Genomic DNA, 18,587 nt, shown 5'->3' with positions numbered 1-18,587 from the left:
CCTTTCCACTTCAGGATGACAATGTGCGCGGGAGAATGAACTCCACGTCCGAATTCTGCACCGCTGTCATCAGCCCGTTGATCACGTCGTATATGGTGGCGTCACTGTAGAGGATCTTGTGCAGCCCGCCGACCAGCGGCATGGGCACGCCCATATCCTCCGCCTTGTCCTTGACCAGCTGCAGCGTGCGGATACCTTCCGCCACCTGTCCCAGCTCGGCCACCGCGTCGTCCAGTTCCTGCCCTTGACCCACCGCATAACCGATCCGGAAATTGCGGCTCTTGGATGAGGTGCAGGTGACGATCAGATCGCCTACGCCGGCCAGCCCCATAAACGTCATGGGGTTCGCCCCCAGGCTGACGGCGAACCGGCTCATCTCCGCCAGACTGCGGGTAATCAGCATGGCCCGGGCATTTTCGCCCAGCGACAGCGCTGAGGCCATGCCCGCCACAATCGCATAGATATTTTTCAGGGCCCCGGCCAGCTCGACACCGTACACGTCCACGTTGGCGTAGACCCGGAAATAATCGCACCCCAGCAATTCCTGGACACGATTGCGGACGTCAGGATCCTTGGCGGCGATAACGGTCGCTGTCAGGTCTCGCCCGGCGATCTCCTGCGCCAGATTGGGGCCACTCAGCACGCCGATTCGGGTGCGTGGAATTTCTTCCTGGAGGATTTCGCTCATCAGGCGGAACCCTTCCTTCTCGATGCCCTTGGTCAGGCTGACCACCACCTGCCCGTCTTCAAATTCCGTGGCATGCTCGCGGATCACCGTGCGGAAAGCCTTGCTGGGAATCGCGACGAAGATGGCCTCGGCCTCGTGCACCGCTTCGCGGAAATCGGTGGTGGCCCGGATATCACCGCTCAGGACCACATCCGGCATATACCGGCGGTTGGTGCCAGCGGTCTTCACTTCCTCGACCTGGGCCTCGCTGCGCATCCAGAAGCGGACGGTGTGGCCATTTTCCGCCAACACCTTGGTCATCGCCGTTCCAAAGCTGCCACCGCCGAGGACGGCAACCTGCCGGCCGGTTGGAGCGGATGGACGGGCGGATGTCGCTGTTTTGTTATCAGACATGAAAATACCGTGGTGTATGAATCAGGGATGCGGGGCAGCGGGCGACGGCGTTCGGGCGAAGCGGATCAGCATGGCAAAGCGGAAGAAGGCGATTCCCCGATCAGGGTTCTTCGCACTCCAGCGCCCGTACCAGGTTCTTGAACTCTTCGCGGTTGCGGCTGTTCATGCCCATCAGGACCCGGTGTGCATCCAGTACCTTGTCACGGACCTGCTGTTCGCTGGCCCGGAGCACGGGAATCTCTTCCAGTTCTTCAATCCGGGAGGCTGGTTCGCGCACGATGATGAAAATCTTGTCGAACCCCATGGACGTAATGATGCGGGTCACATCGGGATTGGTGGAGATCAGTGTCGGCAGGAAATGACTGCGCTTCTCGGCAGCCATGGCGATCTTCGCCAACAATCCCAGCGTGGTGCTGTCGATAATCTCGGTTTCGGAGAGATCAATGACAACCGTGCGGAATTCAGGGTTGTTCGTGATGGACTCAACCAGATTGTCCAGCGTTGAACACAGGTTCAGCCGGATTTCGCCGATAAACTTCAGGAGATAAATCCCTTGTTGCTCAGCTTGCAGTATCTTGTAGCTAGACATCTTAGTTCGCCACTACGTCCGTCACTGTCACAATAGCGATATCGTCCGGCAATTCTGTGATTGCATCGAGGTTCAGGGCATCACTCAAGGATGCGATAGTGTGACGACCTCCGGAAACGACTTCAAGTAGTTGTCGCTCCTTTTCATCGAGGCTTCGGGCCTTGATGACTTCCAGGATTCCGTCGGAAAACAGGATCAGGCGGAATCCTTCCTCCAGCGGCATTTCGTAGACGTCCCATGTGGGACTTTCAAACAGCCCGACTGGCAGGCCGTTACCTTCCAGAAAATGCCACTCGCCCTGGGCGTTACCCACCATCGGCATCGGGAAATGCGCCCCGACGGCATAAGCCAGCTTGCGCTCCTGATGATAGATAATGCCGGCAAACACCGTCAGGTGCTTACCAAGCCCGGTGTCCAGCAGTTCCGAGTTGATTCGCTGCAGGAACCGGTCGGGGTACAGGATATCATCGCTGGAGCCCCTTCTTACATTACGTTGCAACCGGTTCGTCAGATTCTTCAGTAATACGGTCACAAAGGCCGAACTGGCCCCATGTCCGGAGACGTCGGCAATGTAGACCAGCGTCCGGTTCTCATCCAACGGGAAATAATCGAGAAAATCGCCACTCAGATAGAGGGACGGCTTGATCATATGATCAATAGACACCGCCGTTGACTCAAAGTGCCGGTCCGGCAACATTTTGAGCTGGACCTTGCGCCCGGCCCGCTGGTCGGCGCGCAACTCGGAAATCCCGGCCCGCAAATCACGGTTGGCGGCTTCCAGCTCCTGCCGGTAGACCTGGTTCAGCCTCGACACCCGCACCCGGTCGAACATCTTGGCCAGCACGTCGTCCAGCAGATCCTTGTCGTGGTAGGGTTTGATCACAAAGTCGGCGGCACCGGCCCGCAGGGCGGACACCACCTCCTCGGCGCTTTCCGAGGCGTGGCAGGCGATGATGGGCACAAACGCGTCCTCATCGTCCATGCGGTCGACCAGCTTGCGGATCAAGTCGGCGGAGACGTCGGCGAAAATCGCATCCGGCATCTTGTCTTCGAAGGCGGCTTCGGCCTTGCCGATGCTGGCGTACGTACTGACATAAAAGCCCCGGGATTCCAGGAAGCGGTCCAATTCCTTTGCCGCCGCGGGGTCCGGATCAATAATCAGAATGCGCTCAGTGCGCGATCCCATTTAAACTTCCTCCGAGAACACCCGCTGTATCAACGGGATATCACATGGCCATTTCAGGGGCTTGCCTTATCCGCTATTCTGGCACGGCGGCGACATATAACAAGCCTGAGGAGGCCTTTCCCGCATGCCACGAGCGATAGATGACCTGCTGGGCGCCTACGACAAGCTCATCATGGACCCGGTCCACGGCGGTATCCCGTTGTATCGCCACGAGATTCAGGTGATCGACCACCCGCTGTACCAGCGTCTGCGCAATATCTGCCAGAACGACATCCTGAGCCTCGTTTTTCCGGGCGCGACCCATTCACGGTTTCTCCACAGCATTGGCGTCATGCACGTGGGCACGCGCATGTTCCGCTCGATGATCAACGCCTACCTGCGGGAACAGCAACTCAGCCGGGACGTGGACCTGACGCTGACGCAACTCGAGGCCATCGATTACCTGTCCAAAATCATACGCCTCGCCTGCCTGCTGCACGACAGCGGGCATTCCAGTTTTTCCCACCAGTTCACCCAGGCGCGCCGGATCAAGGAACTGATGAGTCGTCCGAGCCGCTTCCGGGATCTCTGGGCCGGCATCGACATCCGCGACATCTACAATGAGCCCCCGGAAGAGCTGGAGCACGAGCACTATTCCGTGCGGGTCGCCTATGACGTGCTCGAACACACTGACCTGGAGCCCGCCGGGCTGCATCGTAACGATGTGCTGGGCATTATGGAAACGACCCGCGTCACACCCTCTGAGGTTTTCTGCCGGCATGCAGAAACCTTCTGGTCGTTTATCGCCGGTCTGGACGCCCACGCCGGCGTGCTGCAGGATACCTCCACGCCACGCCTGGTGATGGACCTGTTGTCGTCGATCGTATCCGGCGAGATCGATGCGGATCGGGCCGACTACATGCTGCGGGACGGTTTTCACTCGTCCGTCACCATTGGCGGGTTCAACCTGGACCACCTGCTGAGCAACCTGCGTTTCGGTTGGAACGTCGAGGAGCCCTGGCTGGGTCTGGCGATCACCCACAAGGGCCTGGGCGCGCTGGAGGACTTCGTCTACAGCCGTTACCAGATGTACCGCAAGGTTTACGCCCACAAGACGGCCCTGGGCTTTGACTGGCTACTGCGTGAAGCCATCAACGAGGTACTGGAGGATCCAGAAACCTTCGACTGGGTCGACGTCTGCCTGAGCCGTATGGACTATTTTGCCGAGCTGACGGATAACTTTTTCTGGGAAGCCTTCCGGCGCAAGGCGCGCCAGACGCCAAACAGCTACTCCAAGTGCATCGTGGACCGGATCAAGCTCGACCACCTCGACACCCGGGAGAACCTCACGCCCGAGCAACGACAGGCCCACATCGAAGAACTGGCCGGCATGCTCGGCACATCACCGTCCGAGGTGGTCACCTGCACCATGCGGGCCCGCTTCTCCAACATTCAGGACAATTTCAACGGCATCAAGGTACTGATGCGCGAACCGGTCACCCGCCGGCGTCACCTCAAAAGAATTACCGACGTCAGCGCCTTCTTCTCCAAGTTCGGGGACGGCACCATTACCCACTTCTACCGTCGTCCGGAGCGGCTTCGCGCGCCATAAGGATCGCCTCGGCCAGGGCCTGCCCACTCTGGAAGGCTCCTTCGACGCGACCGCCGGCCAACCAGTCGCCACACAAGCCAATGCGCTGTTGCGGATACCACAGGTGGCCCGGGTGCTCGCCCGTTTCCCGGGTTTTCGCATAGAGCCAACGATGGGTCATGACCGTTTCCGGGAGCGATGACGGGTTCGTGCAGGTGCCGAAAGCCGCCAGCAGTTGGCGGGCCACCCAGTCCGCCTCGGCCTCCTGATGCGCTTCCGACCAGTCCGCCCGCGCGTGCAGGACCCACCAACTTCCATCGTTTTCCCGGCCGGGCTTGCTGCTGTTATTGGCCGCCCATTGCAGTACGGGATGCCGGCAACTGAAGCCATCGGTTCCGGGGCTCGGGTTGTCACGAAAATGGGCCATGACGGTCCAACAGGCGTCCAGCGGCAAGTCCGTCAGCTCGGGCGCCGAGGTGTCCAGGCCGGTATCTGATGCCAACAAGAGGTCCCGAGCCTGCACCGGAGGCGCCGTGATCAGCACGGCATCGAAGTCACCCTGCACTCCACCGCTGGTGTCAATCAGCGCCCAGCCCGCGGTAGCCCGCTCGATGCGTGCAATGCGAGTCTCGTAAACCACCGACAGGTCCGTGGCCAGAGCCCGGGAAATGGCAGTCATCCGAGGAACGCCCACATATCGCGGTCCCGCGAGAAAATCGGTCCAACGCCCGTCTTCCTGCTGGAAGCGGAGCTGACCGCGCCACTCCTCAAACGTGTCATTTCCGGCCGACGTTTCCAGAAACCGGCGAAACGCCGGATCGCGGATGGTGAAGTACTGCGCGCCGATATCGATGGCGCCATCCGGTACCCGCTTCGCGGCCAGGCGACCGCCCGGTCCCCGACTCTTCTCAAACAGGGTGACGGACAGGCCAGCCTCTTTCAGAAATATTGCGGCGGTTAGCCCACTCAACCCTGAACCAACGATCGCAACGGTCCGTATGACATCTCTGACGGGTGAATCATTATCTATTTGCAAGGCAGTGCATCCAAAGTGTTGGTTTTAAACGTATAGTCACCGTCGTCGGGTTCCGGGCACGTTCCGGGCCCGGATATTCGAGTTATCCAGACCGTGCAATGGGAAGGCATTCACTTTCATGACCCGAGTACAGCATTGGCGCTACAGCATTCAAAGATGGTTCGACTCCGAAGCGCATTCAGATCAGCTTGACCGGCAGTCCCGCTCTTTCAATTGGGTTCGGGTAATGCCCTTCCTCGCGCTGCATCTGGCCTGTTTCGGTGCCCTTTTTACCGGTTTCAGTACGTTCGCGGTGGGGTTTGCCATCGCCTTCTTCGCCCTGAGAATGTTTGCCATCACCGGCTTCTACCACCGCTATTTCTCACACAAGACGTTCAAGACCAGCCGGGGCTGGCAGTTTGTCTTTGCGCTGGTCGGGGCCAGCGCCGCCCAGCGCGGGCCGCTCTGGTGGGCCGCCCACCACCGACATCACCATCAGCATTCCGACGCGCCGGAAGATCTGCACTCGCCACAACACGGCGGCTTCTGGTGGTCCCATATTGGCTGGTTCACCTGCGACGCCGGCTTCGCCATGGACGACAAACGGGTGCGCGACTGGCTTAAATTCCCGGAGCTGCGGTTCATCAACCGGTTCGACGCCCTGATGCCCGCCTTGTGCATTGCACTCATCTACCTGTTGGGCGAAGCCCTCGCTCGCTGGGCGCCGGGCCTGGGTACCAACGGTTTGCAACTGGTGGTCTGGGGCTTCTTTATCTCTACCGTGGCCCTGTTCCACGCGACGGTGTCGATCAACTCGCTGGCCCATGTCTGGGGCCGGCGGCGGTTCGAAACCACGGACGACAGCCGCAACAATGTGTGGCTGGCCCTGCTGACCCTGGGCGAAGGCTGGCACAACAATCACCACCGCTGGCCCCTCTCCGCCCGGCAGGGTTTCCGGTGGTACGAGATTGACGTGACCTACTACCTGCTGTGCCTGATGGAAAAGCTGGGCATCATCTACGACCTCAACCGTCTGCCCGACCATATCCGTCAGGAAGCCATCGAGATTGACCGCCAACACCGGAGGGATGTTGCATGACTATCATGCCGGAAACCTGTCTGGATCGCTTCCAGCGGCTGTTCAACCAGATGTCTTCAGACCAGTTAGGGGCGCTGGAGTCCGTTTACAGCCCGGACGTCCGGTTTGCGGATCCGTTTGTCACCGTCGAAGGTCTGGACGCGCTGACGGAATACTTCTCCAGTGCCTACACCAATGTCATCAGCTGCAGCTTTCGCTTTGACGATGTGATCGGCGCGGACCCGGCCATCTGCCTGCCCTGGACCATGACGCTGCAGCATCGCCGTATTCGCCGGGGTACGCCGATCCAGGTCGATGGCATCAGCCATCTGCAACTCGCCGATGATCTCATCATCGCCCACCGCGACTATTTCGACGCGGGCCAACTCCTTTACGAGCATCTGCCGGTGCTGGGCTCGGCGGTGCGCCTGATCCGGAAATACGCGGCATGAGTCAGTCTACCCTGGACCGACCGATCACTCTCTGGCTGACCGGCGCATCGTCCGGCATCGGCGAGGCCCTGGCACAGGCAATGCTGGCGCAGGGGCATCACGTGATCGCAACCGGACGGCGGCGCGAACCGCTGGAAACGCTGGCCGCAGCCTACCCTGACCAGGTCACGGTGGCTCCCGCCGACACGACCGATCGGGGGGCCCTCAACGGCCTGACCGCAACATTCGCAGAGCAGGCACCGCTGCAAATGGCGGTTCTCAACGCCGGTACCTGTGAGTACCTGGACGTCGAGCACTTCGACGCCGACGTGATCGAGCATAACCTGCACACCAACGTCACCGGAACCGCCCGCAGTGTGGAAGCGGTCCTGCCGGCCCTGAGAGAAGCCCGCCGCCAGGGTTTACCGGCGGAACTGGTGATCGTGGGTTCTTCAGCCTGGTGGTTCCCATTTGGACGCGCCGAAGGGTATGGCGCTTCCAAGGCCGCCCTGGCCTATCTGGCCCATTCATTGCGGGCCGATCTTGCCGCCGAGGGTATCCGGGTCACGCTGGTCTCGCCCGGTTTTGTGAAAACACCGCTGACCGATCGCAACGACTTCCCCATGCCCTGCCTGATCGAAGCCACCGAGGCCGCCGATCGTATCGTGAAGGGGCTTCAGCGCGGGGCTTCCGAAATCCATTTTCCCCGGCGTTTCACACTGACGCTGAAACTGCTGGGCGCGTTACCACAGAGCTGGGTCGACAGGCTGGCCGCCAGAATGACCCGATCATCCAAGGAACACCCTGAATGACAGACCGACAGAAAATAGCCGTCGTCGGCGGAGGCGTTGCCGGCCTGACCAGTGCCTGGTTGCTGGCCGATTATCACGATGTCACCCTGTTCGAAGCCGCCGATTACGCTGGCGGCCACACCAATACCCGATCAGTGGAGCTGGGCGGACGTGCCTGGCCGGTTAACACCGGTTTTATCGTGTTCAACGACTGGACCTACCCGAACTTCATCAAGCTGATGGAGCGGCTCGATGTGGCCTGGGAAGAAAGTGACATGAGCTTCAGTGTGGCCTGCGCGCGCACCGGGCTGGAATACAACGGCACCAGCCTCAACACACTGTTCGCACAACGGCGTAACCTGCTCAACCCGCCGTTTCTGAACATGATCCGGGAGATTTTGCGGTTCAACAAACAGACCCGCGCCGAACTGGCCTCCGGCCGGATCAGTGACGATGAAACGCTGGGCGAATACCTGAACCGCAACGGCTACTCCCGGTATTTCCGCAACTTCTACATCGTACCCATGGGCGCCGCGATCTGGTCGGCACCGGAGATTGTGCTGGAACAGTTCCCGGTGCGCTTTTTCCTGCAGTTCTTCAATAACCACGGCATGCTGTCGGTCGACGATCGCCCCACCTGGCGCGTGATTTCCGGCGGTTCGGCGAGCTACGTGGACCGTATGATGGACAGGCTCGGCCCGTTAACCCGGCTGAACAGCCCTGTTACTGCCATCCGTCGGTTTGACGATCATGTGGATGTGACGGTGAACGGTCACACTGAATCCTACGACCAGGTGATTCTCGGCTGCCACAGCGACCAGGCGCTGGCGATGCTGGCCGACCCGACCGATGGGGAAACCGAAATCCTGGGCGCCATCGAATACCAGGACAACGACGTGGTCCTGCATACCGACGACAGCCTGCTGCCCCGCAGCCGCCGGGCCTGGGCCGCCTGGAACTATACGATTCCGGAGCATCCGACCGAGCCGGTCTCGGTCACCTACGACATGAACATCCTGCAGAATTTCGACGAGGCACCGGAAACCTTCTGCGTCACCCTGAACCGGTCCGATGCCATCGATCCGGATCGCATCATCGAGCGTTACAATTATGCTCATCCGGTGTTTACGATGGCAGCGGTCGCTGCCCAACAGCGCTACGACGAGATTGGAGGCCACAACCGCACCCATTTCTGCGGCGCCTACTGGTTCAATGGTTTCCATGAAGACGGCGTGCGCAGTGCCCTGCGGGTGACAGACGCCTTCGGTGTGAGGTTATAGTCATGGCCGACGGACAGATCCACAGTGCCTGGCTGGCCGGGCGCATTCGCCACCGACGGATGCAGCCCGTCAATCACCAGTTCCAGTACCGCACCGGGCTGTTGGCACTGGACCTGGACGACTGGCCCCGCATTGGTGAGATCAGTCGTCTGCTCTCCGTCGGTCGTTTCAACTGGTTGTCCTTGCGTCGCAGCGATTACCTGGCCCCGGAGCAACCGGACCTGAAGCAGGCCGTACAGGATCAGGTGGAGGCCGCCACGGGCTGGCGACCTGACGGGCGGATCGAACTGGTGACCCACCCCCGCTATCTCGGCTACATCTTCAACCCCGTCAGCTTCTACTGCTGCTATGCGGCGGACGCCCTGCCGGGAAACGGCGATCTTCCCCGTGTGGTGGCCGCGCAGATCACCAACACCCCCTGGCACGAGCGGCATGTCTACTGCCTTGAAGGCGCGCCGCTGCAAGTCAGCCGGGCGGGATGGCACACCCAGCAATACCGTTTTCAAAAACGCTTCCACGTGTCGCCGTATAACCCGATGGACCAGGAGTACCAGTGGGTTTTCAGCGCCCGCGGCCCCGAGTTGCGCATCCACATGAACGTCCGCCGGAACGGCGCCAAGGTTTTTGATGCGACGCTGGAAGTCCAACGCACCCCGGTCACTCGTAAAACGGTACAGGGTCACATCCGCCGCTTCCCGGTGGAAACGCTCAAAGTGGCCGCCGGTATCTACTGGCATGCCCTGAAACTGAAGTTGAAGGGGGCGGTTTTCCAGACCCACCCCGACAAACTCGACCGCCAGGACCCGGCCTACCGGCTGGGCCACGCCGATCACGGCGAACGGGTTGATCACGCCGTACCCGGAACAGGAAAGGTAAGCTCATGGAGAACCTGAACAGCACCGCAACCGAGTCCCGCCGCGCCTCGCTGACCAACGATTGGGCCCGCCGGCTTGTTCTCAAGCAACTGCAGCAACTTCAAGCTGGCGTATTGACGGTCAAGGAAGCGGGCCGGGCCGATACCCTTTGCGGGGACGGAGACAACCGGTTCCCGCCCGCCGAGATCCGCATCCATGAGGCTTCCGCCTGGCGCGACATCCTGACCGGCGGCGGTATCGGGGCGGCGGAGGCCTACGTGGCCGGCGATTGGACGTCACCGGACCTGACCGCCCTGCTGCGGTTCTTTACCCGCAACATCGATCGCATGAACGCGTTCGAAGACCGCTTCAGCTGGATCACGAAACCGGCGCTCAAGGGGCTGCACTGGCTCAACCGCAACAGCCGGGAAGGCTCCCGCAAGAACATCGAGGCCCATTACGATCTCGGTAACGCGCTGTTCGAAATCTTCCTCGATCCGACGATGATGTACTCATCTGCCGTCTATCCTGACGAGGCAGCCAACCTGGACGAAGCGGCCGTGTTCAAGCTGGATCTGATCTGCCGCAAGCTGGCGCTGGGACCCGACGATCGGGTCATCGAAATCGGTACGGGCTGGGGCGGTTTTGCTCTCCATGCCGCCCGCCACTATGGCTGCCACGTGACCACAACGACCATTTCCCGGGAACAGCACGATCTCGCGCTGGAGCGGATTCGAGACGAAGGTCTGGAAGACCGCATTACCCTGCTGTTCGACGACTACCGGGACCTGACCGGCCAGTACGACAAGCTCGCCTCTATCGAGATGATCGAAGCGGTTGGCCCCCAGTATCTGGAGAGCTACTTCAGCCAGATCAGTCACCTGCTCAAACCGGACGGGCTGGCTCTGATCCAGGCGATCAACATGCCGGAGCAGCGTTATGACCGGGCGCTTCGCAACGTGGATTTCATTCAGCGTTATATCTTCCCAGGGAGCTTTATCCCGTCGTTCGGCGCGATCCTGGAGGCCGTCCGTCGCCAGACCGATCTGGTGATGGTCCAGAGTGACGACTTCGGCTTCCATTACGCGCGCACCCTGCACGACTGGCGCCAGCGTTTTATGGATGCCCGTCGCCGGATTCGGGAACTCGGCTACGACGAAGCCTTCATCCGGCTCTGGGACTTCTACTTCAGCTACTGCGAAGCCGGTTTCTCAGAGCGGGCCATCGGGGTCTCCCAGATCCTGTTTGCCAAACCCGGCAACAAGCTGGACCCGCGGCTGACGCCATGATTGACCGGGGGCTGCTCCGCAACGGCCTGAACTTTGTGATGTTCCAGGCCGGCTGGCTGATTTGTGTGGTCTACCCGGGGCCGATCGCTGTGGTTGCGGCGGCGCTGGTGCTGGCGGTCCACCTGGGTGTCGTCAGCAGGTCGCCGTTGAGAGAAGCCCGCTTTATCCTGATCGGCACCCTGCTGGGCGTCCTGCTCGATGGCTTGTGGTTTCGAGTTGGCGTACTCGTCAGTCCCGACGGCCAGCCGCTTTGGGTTCCTCTCTGGCTGGTGGCGTTGTGGGTACTGTTCATGACGACCCTGTGCCACTCGCTGGCCTGGCTCGGCGAGCACCGTGTTCTGATGGTGGCGCTTCCACCCCTCGCCGGCCCTTTCGCTTACTGGAGCGCAACGCAACTGGGTGCCGTCACCCTGCCGAACCCGCTCATCGGCCTGATCGCCATCGGGTTGGGCTGGCTGGTCCTGTTTCCGCTGCTGATGTTCATTCGACAGCACACCGTCCGGGAGGATGCACTGGCATGAGATATACGGCTTCCCTGCTTCTGCTGCTGACACCGCTCCTGTGTCTGGGCGCGGATAAACCGGCAGAATATCAATTCACCGGAACCGCCTACGGCGACGACGATGCACCGCTCTATGAGGAACATCACGACGTCAACGGCGTTTGCCGGGACCAGCACTTCGTGCCCCTGTCGCACACCGTCGACTACGTGGCGCTGGACGAGTCGCTGGGCCGGCTCAACCACTCCTTCGCCCGCAAACAGATCGACTACACGAACAGCCCCTGGCGACCGACCGTGGACTTTTCCCAGCCCACCTTCGATGAGCGCCTGATGATCCGCAACGTTGAAGATCGGGAAGCCCGGCTGCGCTGGCAGACACCCGCCGGCGACAAAAAGACGTTCGTGGTCCCGCTTGAGAAGGACACGGTCATCGATGCCGGTTTCGTGCACTTTATTCGTGACCATTGGAGCGCCCTGAAACAGGGGCAGTCCGTTGAATTCAGTTTTCTTGCGCCCACCCGGGGTGAAACCTACGGTTTCGTGGCCGAGCCGACCACCCAAGATGAGCTCAACGCCGACCTGGTAATCAATATGCGACCGACCGGCGTCCTGCTGCGCTGGGTGGTCGACCCGATTATTCTGGGCTTCGACAAACAGGGCCGCCTCACCGACTACCTGGGGCTGGGCAACATTCGCAAGGACGAAGACCGCAACTACAACGTGCGTTTGCGCTACGACAAGACGCCCATCCCCTGTCCGCTCCTGCCCCGGGAGAATTGATCCGCGCGGCGTCACAGGTCGGACAGTTCGACCCTTTGTCCTGCCGAACGCTGTGGTAGACTCGCGTCATTGCCTATCCACCCGCCGAACAGGACAGATAATCAGCCGATGATCGTCGTCTCTTTCAACGTCAACAGTATTCGCACCCGCCTGCATCAGCTCCAGGCCGTTATCGACGCCTATAACCCCGATATCATCGGTCTCCAGGAAACCAAGGTGACCGACGAGGAGTTCCCGGCTGACGATATTCGGGCCATGGGCTATGACGTGTTTTTCCACGGCCAGAAGACCCATTACGGCGTTGCGCTGCTGACGCGGCACGAGCCCGAGTGTGTCCAGAAGGGCTATCCCTGGGACGAAGAGGACGCGCAGCGTCGCCTGATTGCCGGCCGCTTCAACATCGGCGGCCAGAAGCTGACGGTCATTAACGGCTACTTCCCGCAGGGTGAAAGCCGGGATCATCCGGTCAAATTCCCGGCCAAGGAAAAGTTCTACGCCGACCTCAACCGCTACCTGGCCGAAGTCGCCAAGCCGGACGATCCGGTGATTGTGATGGGCGACATGAACATCTCGCCCCGGGACGAGGACATCGGCATCGGCGCCGATAACGCCAAGCGCTGGTTACGCACTGGCAAATGCAGTTTCCTGCCGGAAGAGCGCGAGTGGATGAGCACGCTGGAAAGCTGGGGCCTGACCGATGTTTTCCGCCACCTGCATCCGGACGAAGCCGATACCTTCAGCTGGTTCGACTACCGCAGCAAGGGGTTCGAGCGTGACCCGCGCCGCGGCCTGCGCATCGACCTGATCATGGCCAGCAAAGGGCTGCTGCCCAAGGCCCGGGCATCCGGCGTTTCCTATGACATCCGTGGCATGGAGCGTCCCTCGGATCACTGCCCGATCTGGGCCGAATTCGACCTCTGATTGGCCAGCCGGGCCAGGGAACAGCCATGAAGGTCAAGACCCGCGACAGGATTCTGGACACCAGCCTGACTCTGTTTAACGTGGTGGGCGAGCCCAACGTGACCACCCTGCTGATCTCCGATGAAATGGAGATCAGCCCCGGCAACCTGTACTACCACTTCAAGAGCAAAGGCGACATTGTCGGCGAACTGTTCGGCCGCTACGAAGCCGAGTTGCTGGATCTGTTGGAAGTGCCATCCGATGTGGATATCAGCCTGGAGCAGCTGGGCATCTTTCTGCATCTGACATTTGAGGCCATCGCCCGTTACCGCTTCCTGTACCAGGACCTGGTCAACGTACTGTCTCGCTATGACGCCCTGCAAAAACGTTTCCGGGCGATCCTCAAACTCAAGCGCCGCGCCTTCCTGACGCTGTGCGGCAGCCTGCGCCAGCAGGACGTCATGGCGATCGACGATCACGAACTGGACGCGTTGTGTGAGCAGCTGACGCTCACCCTGAGTTACTGGGTCAGCTTCGAGCTGCTGTCACACCTGAATAACAAGGACAATGTGGATCTGGGACGCGGCGTCTTCCAGATGATCAACCTGATCACCCCCTATCTGACCGAAGACACCGCCGAGCAAGCCCGCCTGATGGCGGAGGACTATCTTTAGTGGCCACCAGGCTGAAGTAAACGCTATGACGAGAGAGGTTGCCGAGAGCGGCCGTTACTCCTCTTCGCTGTTCATCTTGCGCGCCTTGTCCTTGCGCACGGCCTTAAGCTCCGCTTCCAGCGCTGAAATGCGGGCTTCCAACGCTTCGATCTCTTCCCGACGGTGAATGCCCAGGCGACGCAGGGCCCCGGAGACACGCTGGTCGAACAGGCCTTCAAGACGATCCCAGGTGCCGCTTGCGCGCTCTTTCACGCCTTCGACATGGCCTTCCACGTTACGCACGTGGCGCTCAACGACGCCCCGCGTCTTGTTTTCCAGCTCTTCACCTTCGTGGACGAGACGATCAAAAAAGCGGCCGGCGTCTTCCTCCGCCTTGGTGTAGGCGCCCAGACCCGCCAGCCAAATCTGGCGAGCAGACCCCTTGATACGATCCGCCAACTGGGCATCACGTTCCTGATCGTTGTCGTTGCCCTTCTCTTGATCGTTGTCACTGCTCATAGATACCTGCTCCAACAGCGGGCCGGTTTGTGAAGATCATCGGGAAAATACCCTTCCCGCACCCTATATATTGAGCTCATTGTATTACATCCACCGGTCAGAATCAGGCCCCGTAATTCGGTAAATCAGCGGAATTAAAAGGCCCTCTCCAAAACCCTTACCCAATGAGACGATCCTCTGGAAAGCCGCGCCAGCAAAGGTCTTCCGGGACGCTATAAGAGTTATTTCGTTAGAAGAAAATAGTTTCAATTGAAGCGTTCAAAAACTTGAGATGTTCAAAATATAAACAATACTGAATGGACCGGTATCCCTGCTGATGCCGGTTTGTCTGGAAGTCTTTCATGGATACTACTCGCACGCCTCTGCCCGGCCTCCCGTGCCGGGCTTTTTTATGCCCGGGATCTGCCTCTTTCAACTCTCCGTTGCCAAGTCAATCTATCGTTATATAATATAATTAAACGTTAATTAATTCCGAACCAATGATACCGGAGATTTCAGGGTCATGAGTGAGCCGGCCATCGACATCCATGAAATGCGGGCTTCTGCCGACCGCGCCAGCCAGTTCCTGCGCAGTATTGCCAATGCCGACCGACTGATGCTGCTGTGCCAGCTCAGCCAGGGTGAGCTGGGCGTCAGCGATCTGGAGGCCGCAACCGGCATTCGCCAGCCTTCCCTGTCCCAGCAGTTGGGCATTTTGCGGCGGGAGGGACTGATTGCGCCCCGCAAGCTGGGCAAGCAGGTGTTCTACCGGATCGACGATCCCAAAGTGTTGGTGATGGTTCAGCAGCTCTATGATCTGTTCTGTACAGAGGAGACCGTGTGATGACGATCGACTGGACACACTTCACACCGATGACCGCCCTCGCAGGCGGCATACTGATCGGCCTCGCGGCCGTTATGCTCATTCTCGTCAACGGGCGCATAGCCGGCATCAGCGGCATATTGGGCGGGCTGCTCACCCCTTCAAAAGGTGAGAATGCCTGGCGAGTCGCCTTCCTGCTCGGGATGGTGTCGGCACCCCTGATCTGGGTGGTCGTTGCAGCCCTGCCGGCCATCGAAATCGATGCCTCGACGCCGCTGCTGGTGATTGCAGGACTGCTGGTGGGTTTCGGCACCCGGATGGGATCCGGCTGCACCAGCGGCCATGGGGTGTGCGGCCTGTCGCGCCTGTCACCTCGCTCGCTGGTGGCCACCGCGCTGTTCATGGCCATGGGCTTTGTTACCGTCTATATCGTGCGCCACGTGCTGGGAGGTGTGTGATGCGAACCCTGTTATTTGCCTTTATTTCGGGGTTGATTTTCGGTGTTGGCCTGCTGGTCTCGGGCATGGCGAATCCCGCCAAGGTCCTTGGTTTCCTGGATCTGGCCGGAGTCTGGGACCCCTCGCTGGCGCTGGTCATGGTCGGCGCGATCCTGGTCGGTCTGTTCGGTTTTACCGCAGCCCGTCGGCGCACCACCAGTCTGCTGGGACACCCCATGCGACTGCCGGACAGCACCGTGATCGACCGCCGGCTGGTAATCGGCGCCCTGTTGTTCGGGGCCGGTTGGGGACTCGCCGGCTTCTGCCCGGGCCCGGCTATCGTGGCTCTGGGTGCCGGCCAGGCCAAGGCGGTTATTTTCGTCGCCGCCATGGTGGCCGGTATGATCCTGTTTCAGGTTTTCCAATCATGGGAGCAGCGTCAGCGCACGGCTTTGGGGTCATAAATCGCGGCGTACAGCATCACCCCGCTCATGTTACTCTCGCGGCATAAAACCGGACGCTGCGCCCGATTACCATTCAACAGGAGACTGCCATGGAATTGCACAAACTCGACGACGATCTGACGGTCGCTCCGCAGATTACGGTGGACGACGTGGCGGAAGCAGCCCGCGCCGGATTCAAGACACTGGTCTCAAATCGACCGGATAAAGAGGGTGACGACCAACCGGCCACGGACGCCATCGCCCAGGCCGCCCGCGAAAACGGCATGGAATGGGTCTACCTGCCGGTGCAATCCGGCAACATCACCGATGACGATGTGGCTCGTTTCGCGCCACTTCTGGAAACGGCCTCCAAGCCCATCCTCGCCTTCTGCCGTACGGGCACCCGCTGCTCAACGCTCTGGGCCCTGTCCCGAGCCCGTCAGGACAACATCGACCAGCTTCTGCAGACCGCCCGATCGGAAGGGTATGACCTTGGCGCGCAGCGTGAGCGCATGCTCCGCATCGCCGCCAAACGCAACGACTGATCGGGATCCGGGCAGTAATGAGAGAACGCCTCTCCGCAGTACTGCCGCCGATGGGCTGGCTGCGCGACTATCACCGCACCACGCTGATCCAGGATCTGCTGGCCGCGTGCATCATGACCGTGCTGGTGATTCCCCAGTCACTGGCCTATGCCCTGCTCGCCGGCCTGCCGGCCCAGGCGGGCCTGTACGCGAGTCTCCTGCCGGTCATTGGTTACGCCCTGTTTGCCAGCAGCAGCGCCCTGGCGGTTGGCCCGGTGGCGCTGATCGCCTTGATGAGCGCCACCACCGTCGGCGATATCCAGGCCGCGGGTCTGGCCGACTTTGCCACCTGCTCACTGGTACTGGCCCTGCTCTGCGGCGTCATCCTCTTTGTTATGGGTGTCGCACGGCTGGGGTTCATGGCCAACTTTATCAGCCACCCGGTGATCTCCGGTTTTATTTCCGGTTCGGCACTGATCATCATCCTCAGTCAGGTCGGAACCCTGCTGGGCATTCCCACCGAAGGCAGCACCTTACCCGCGTTACTCCTCTCAATCGGCGAACACGTGGGTCGGTTCAATGATCCGACGGCCATCCTGGGCATCGGCTCCGTCCTGTTCCTGCTGCTGGCCCGCCGATTCAGTCAACGCCTGCTCTGTGCCATTGGCCTGCCTATCGGCGTGGCATCAACGCTGGCGCGCCTGGCCCCCATGCTGGTGGTGATCGCCACCGCCGCCGTGACGGCCTGGCGGCACCTGGAAACCTCCGGCGTCCGCGTGATCGGCAACCTGCCGTCCGGGTTACCCGGGCTGTCGCTGCCCGCGATTAACCTGCCCCTGGTGGAGGCCCTGGCGGTGCCGGCCATCCTGATCAGCCTGGTGATTTTTGTGGAGTCCACATCGATTGCGCATCGTATCGCCGCCCGCCGCGGTGAGCGGCTGGACGCCAACCAGGAACTGATGGGCCTGGGCGCGGCCAACCTGGCCGCCGCCGTATCGGGCGGTCTTGCCGTGGCCGGCGGCTTCTCCCGTTCCGTCGTCAACATCGAAGCCGGCGCCCGAACCCAGCTGGCCGGGGTGTTCAGCGCCATTGGCATTGCCCTGGTCACGGTTTTCTTCACCGACCTGTTCCACTACCTGCCCAAGGCGACACTGGCCGCGATCATCATCGTGGCGGTGACCACGCTGGTCGATTTCCGGGCCATTGCGGACACCTGGCGCTATTCCCGCCAGGACGGTTTGGCCCTGCTGACTACGCTGCTGCTGACGCTCCTGGCGGGTGTCATCCCGGGCATTCTCGCCGGTGTCGCGCTGTCATTGATGTTGTACCTGTACCGGACCAGCCGGCCGCACGTGGCCGTCGTCGGCCGTATCCCGGGCACCGAACACTTTCGCAACCAGCAGCGCTACGCCGTGGAAACACATCCGCTGATTGTGATCCTGCGGGTGGATGAAACCCTCTATTTTGCCAACGCCCGTTACCTGGATGATTGCGTCAGCGAGCTGGTCAGCCAGCGTCCGGAGGCCACGGATTTCGTATTGATGTGTACCGGCATCAATACCATCGACGCGTCGGCGCTGGAGACACTGGAAGCCATCAACACCCGATTGCAAAGCGCCGGTATCCAGCTGCACCTGGCGGAGGTCAAGGGACCGGTGATGGATCGACTGCGGCGAACCCGGTTCCTGCAAAACCTGTCCGGCGAGGTGTTCCTCAGCACCTTCGACGCCTGGCGAACGCTGAGCGATAGACATCCACTATCGACGCACGCCATTGACTCGTCCGGCGAAAAAGCTAATCCTTCCGGCGCACACTGACGTATCTGGAACGTCCGCCGCCGGATTGCATCCAGCAGCTGCCATC

The 18,587-nt window shown here is 60.8% G+C and carries 21 protein-coding genes; 16 read left to right on the top strand and 5 right to left on the bottom strand.

Going from position 1 to position 18,587, the window contains the following annotated elements:
• Positions 1-10: 10 nt before the first annotated feature.
• The 3 genes from J3364_RS01140 to J3364_RS01130 form a co-directional block, all read right to left on the bottom strand.
• Positions 11-1,081 carry an NAD(P)H-dependent glycerol-3-phosphate dehydrogenase gene (locus tag J3364_RS01140; protein WP_203140887.1) on the bottom strand — a complete coding sequence of 357 codons (1,071 nt, stop codon included), beginning with the start codon at positions 1,079-1,081 and terminating at the stop codon, positions 11-13.
• A gap of 100 nt (positions 1,082-1,181) precedes the next feature.
• Positions 1,182-1,670, bottom strand: a complete 489-nt coding sequence (locus J3364_RS01135; RefSeq protein ID WP_123634775.1) for an STAS domain-containing protein — start codon at positions 1,668-1,670, stop codon at positions 1,182-1,184.
• 1 nt (position 1,671) lies between these two features.
• The gene (locus J3364_RS01130; RefSeq protein ID WP_203140886.1) at positions 1,672-2,856 is read right to left on the bottom strand and encodes a PP2C family protein-serine/threonine phosphatase; all 1,185 of its coding nucleotides are present in this window, start codon (positions 2,854-2,856) and stop codon (positions 1,672-1,674) included.
• A 124-nt stretch (positions 2,857-2,980) separates the two neighbouring features.
• Between J3364_RS01130 and J3364_RS01125 the strand changes: the two genes are divergently transcribed.
• Positions 2,981-4,447: an HD domain-containing protein gene (locus J3364_RS01125; RefSeq protein ID WP_349555985.1), complete on the top strand. Its 1,467-nt coding sequence runs from the start codon at positions 2,981-2,983 to the stop codon at positions 4,445-4,447.
• Here J3364_RS01125 and J3364_RS01120 read toward each other — a convergent pair.
• Positions 4,404-5,462: an NAD(P)/FAD-dependent oxidoreductase gene (locus tag J3364_RS01120; RefSeq protein WP_349555983.1), complete on the bottom strand. Its 1,059-nt coding sequence runs from the start codon at positions 5,460-5,462 to the stop codon at positions 4,404-4,406. The genes J3364_RS01125 and J3364_RS01120 overlap by 44 nt on opposite strands.
• A gap of 118 nt (positions 5,463-5,580) precedes the next feature.
• On the opposite strand from J3364_RS01120, the gene J3364_RS01115 reads away from it, so the two are divergent.
• From J3364_RS01115 to J3364_RS01070, 10 genes are all read left to right on the top strand, one after another.
• On the top strand, positions 5,581-6,540 hold the full coding sequence (locus J3364_RS01115; RefSeq protein WP_349555981.1) for an acyl-CoA desaturase: 960 nt from the start codon (positions 5,581-5,583) through the stop codon (positions 6,538-6,540).
• Positions 6,537-6,971: a nuclear transport factor 2 family protein gene (locus tag J3364_RS01110; RefSeq protein ID WP_349555979.1), complete on the top strand. Its 435-nt coding sequence runs from the start codon at positions 6,537-6,539 to the stop codon at positions 6,969-6,971. The genes J3364_RS01115 and J3364_RS01110 overlap by 4 nt, the downstream gene beginning before the upstream one ends.
• Entirely contained in the window at positions 6,968-7,762 is a 795-nt protein-coding gene (locus J3364_RS01105; protein ID WP_349555977.1) for an SDR family NAD(P)-dependent oxidoreductase, read from the top strand. Before J3364_RS01110 ends, J3364_RS01105 begins: the two co-directional genes overlap by 4 nt.
• Positions 7,759-9,021 (top strand): NAD(P)/FAD-dependent oxidoreductase, encoded by a 1,263-nt coding sequence (locus J3364_RS01100; RefSeq protein WP_349555973.1) that lies wholly within the window; start codon positions 7,759-7,761, stop codon positions 9,019-9,021. The genes J3364_RS01105 and J3364_RS01100 overlap by 4 nt, the downstream gene beginning before the upstream one ends.
• Positions 9,022-9,023: 2 nt before the next feature.
• A complete protein-coding gene (locus J3364_RS01095; RefSeq protein WP_502882456.1) occupies positions 9,024-9,914 on the top strand; it encodes a DUF1365 domain-containing protein in 891 nt (296 codons plus the stop codon).
• Positions 9,902-11,164: a class I SAM-dependent methyltransferase gene (locus J3364_RS01090; RefSeq protein WP_349555971.1), complete on the top strand. Its 1,263-nt coding sequence runs from the start codon at positions 9,902-9,904 to the stop codon at positions 11,162-11,164. The genes J3364_RS01095 and J3364_RS01090 overlap by 13 nt, the downstream gene beginning before the upstream one ends.
• The gene (locus J3364_RS01085; protein ID WP_349555969.1) at positions 11,161-11,685 is read left to right on the top strand and encodes a DUF2878 domain-containing protein; all 525 of its coding nucleotides are present in this window, start codon (positions 11,161-11,163) and stop codon (positions 11,683-11,685) included. The genes J3364_RS01090 and J3364_RS01085 overlap by 4 nt, the downstream gene beginning before the upstream one ends.
• Positions 11,682-12,446: a hypothetical protein gene (locus J3364_RS01080; RefSeq protein WP_349555968.1), complete on the top strand. Its 765-nt coding sequence runs from the start codon at positions 11,682-11,684 to the stop codon at positions 12,444-12,446. The genes J3364_RS01085 and J3364_RS01080 overlap by 4 nt, the downstream gene beginning before the upstream one ends.
• A 108-nt stretch (positions 12,447-12,554) precedes the next feature.
• Complete coding sequence (gene xthA / locus J3364_RS01075) at positions 12,555-13,367, top strand: exodeoxyribonuclease III (protein WP_349555966.1); 813 nt, start codon at positions 12,555-12,557, stop codon at positions 13,365-13,367.
• 26 nt (positions 13,368-13,393) lie between these two features.
• The gene (locus tag J3364_RS01070) at positions 13,394-14,020 is read left to right on the top strand and encodes a TetR/AcrR family transcriptional regulator (RefSeq protein WP_349555964.1); all 627 of its coding nucleotides are present in this window, start codon (positions 13,394-13,396) and stop codon (positions 14,018-14,020) included.
• Between the two features lie 54 nt (positions 14,021-14,074).
• Here J3364_RS01070 and J3364_RS01065 read toward each other — a convergent pair whose 3' ends face one another.
• Positions 14,075-14,518 (bottom strand): phasin family protein, encoded by a 444-nt coding sequence (locus J3364_RS01065; protein ID WP_123634787.1) that lies wholly within the window; start codon positions 14,516-14,518, stop codon positions 14,075-14,077.
• 502 nt (positions 14,519-15,020) lie between these two features.
• Here J3364_RS01065 and J3364_RS01060 point away from each other — a divergent pair.
• From J3364_RS01060 to J3364_RS01040, 5 genes are all read left to right on the top strand, one after another.
• Positions 15,021-15,341: an ArsR/SmtB family transcription factor gene (locus J3364_RS01060; protein WP_123634788.1), complete on the top strand. Its 321-nt coding sequence runs from the start codon at positions 15,021-15,023 to the stop codon at positions 15,339-15,341.
• Entirely contained in the window at positions 15,341-15,778 is a 438-nt protein-coding gene (locus J3364_RS01055; RefSeq protein ID WP_349555961.1) for a YeeE/YedE family protein, read from the top strand. Before J3364_RS01060 ends, J3364_RS01055 begins: the two co-directional genes overlap by 1 nt.
• The gene (locus tag J3364_RS01050) at positions 15,778-16,221 is read left to right on the top strand and encodes a DUF6691 family protein (RefSeq protein WP_349555959.1); all 444 of its coding nucleotides are present in this window, start codon (positions 15,778-15,780) and stop codon (positions 16,219-16,221) included. The genes J3364_RS01055 and J3364_RS01050 overlap by 1 nt, the downstream gene beginning before the upstream one ends.
• Before the next feature lie 89 nt (positions 16,222-16,310).
• A complete protein-coding gene (locus tag J3364_RS01045) occupies positions 16,311-16,745 on the top strand; it encodes a protein tyrosine phosphatase family protein (protein ID WP_123634791.1) in 435 nt (144 codons plus the stop codon).
• 17 nt (positions 16,746-16,762) lie between these two features.
• On the top strand, positions 16,763-18,541 hold the full coding sequence (locus tag J3364_RS01040) for a SulP family inorganic anion transporter (RefSeq protein ID WP_349555956.1): 1,779 nt from the start codon (positions 16,763-16,765) through the stop codon (positions 18,539-18,541).
• Positions 18,542-18,587: the final 46 nt, after the last annotated feature.

Origin of the sequence: Marinobacter sp. NFXS9 (assembly GCF_040148665.1) — a bacterium.
Taxonomy (GTDB): Bacteria; Pseudomonadota; Gammaproteobacteria; order Pseudomonadales; family Oleiphilaceae; genus Marinobacter_A; species Marinobacter_A mangrovi.
Note: the sequence above shows the minus strand (reverse complement) of the source record. Positions and strands in the feature narration are given on the sequence as shown.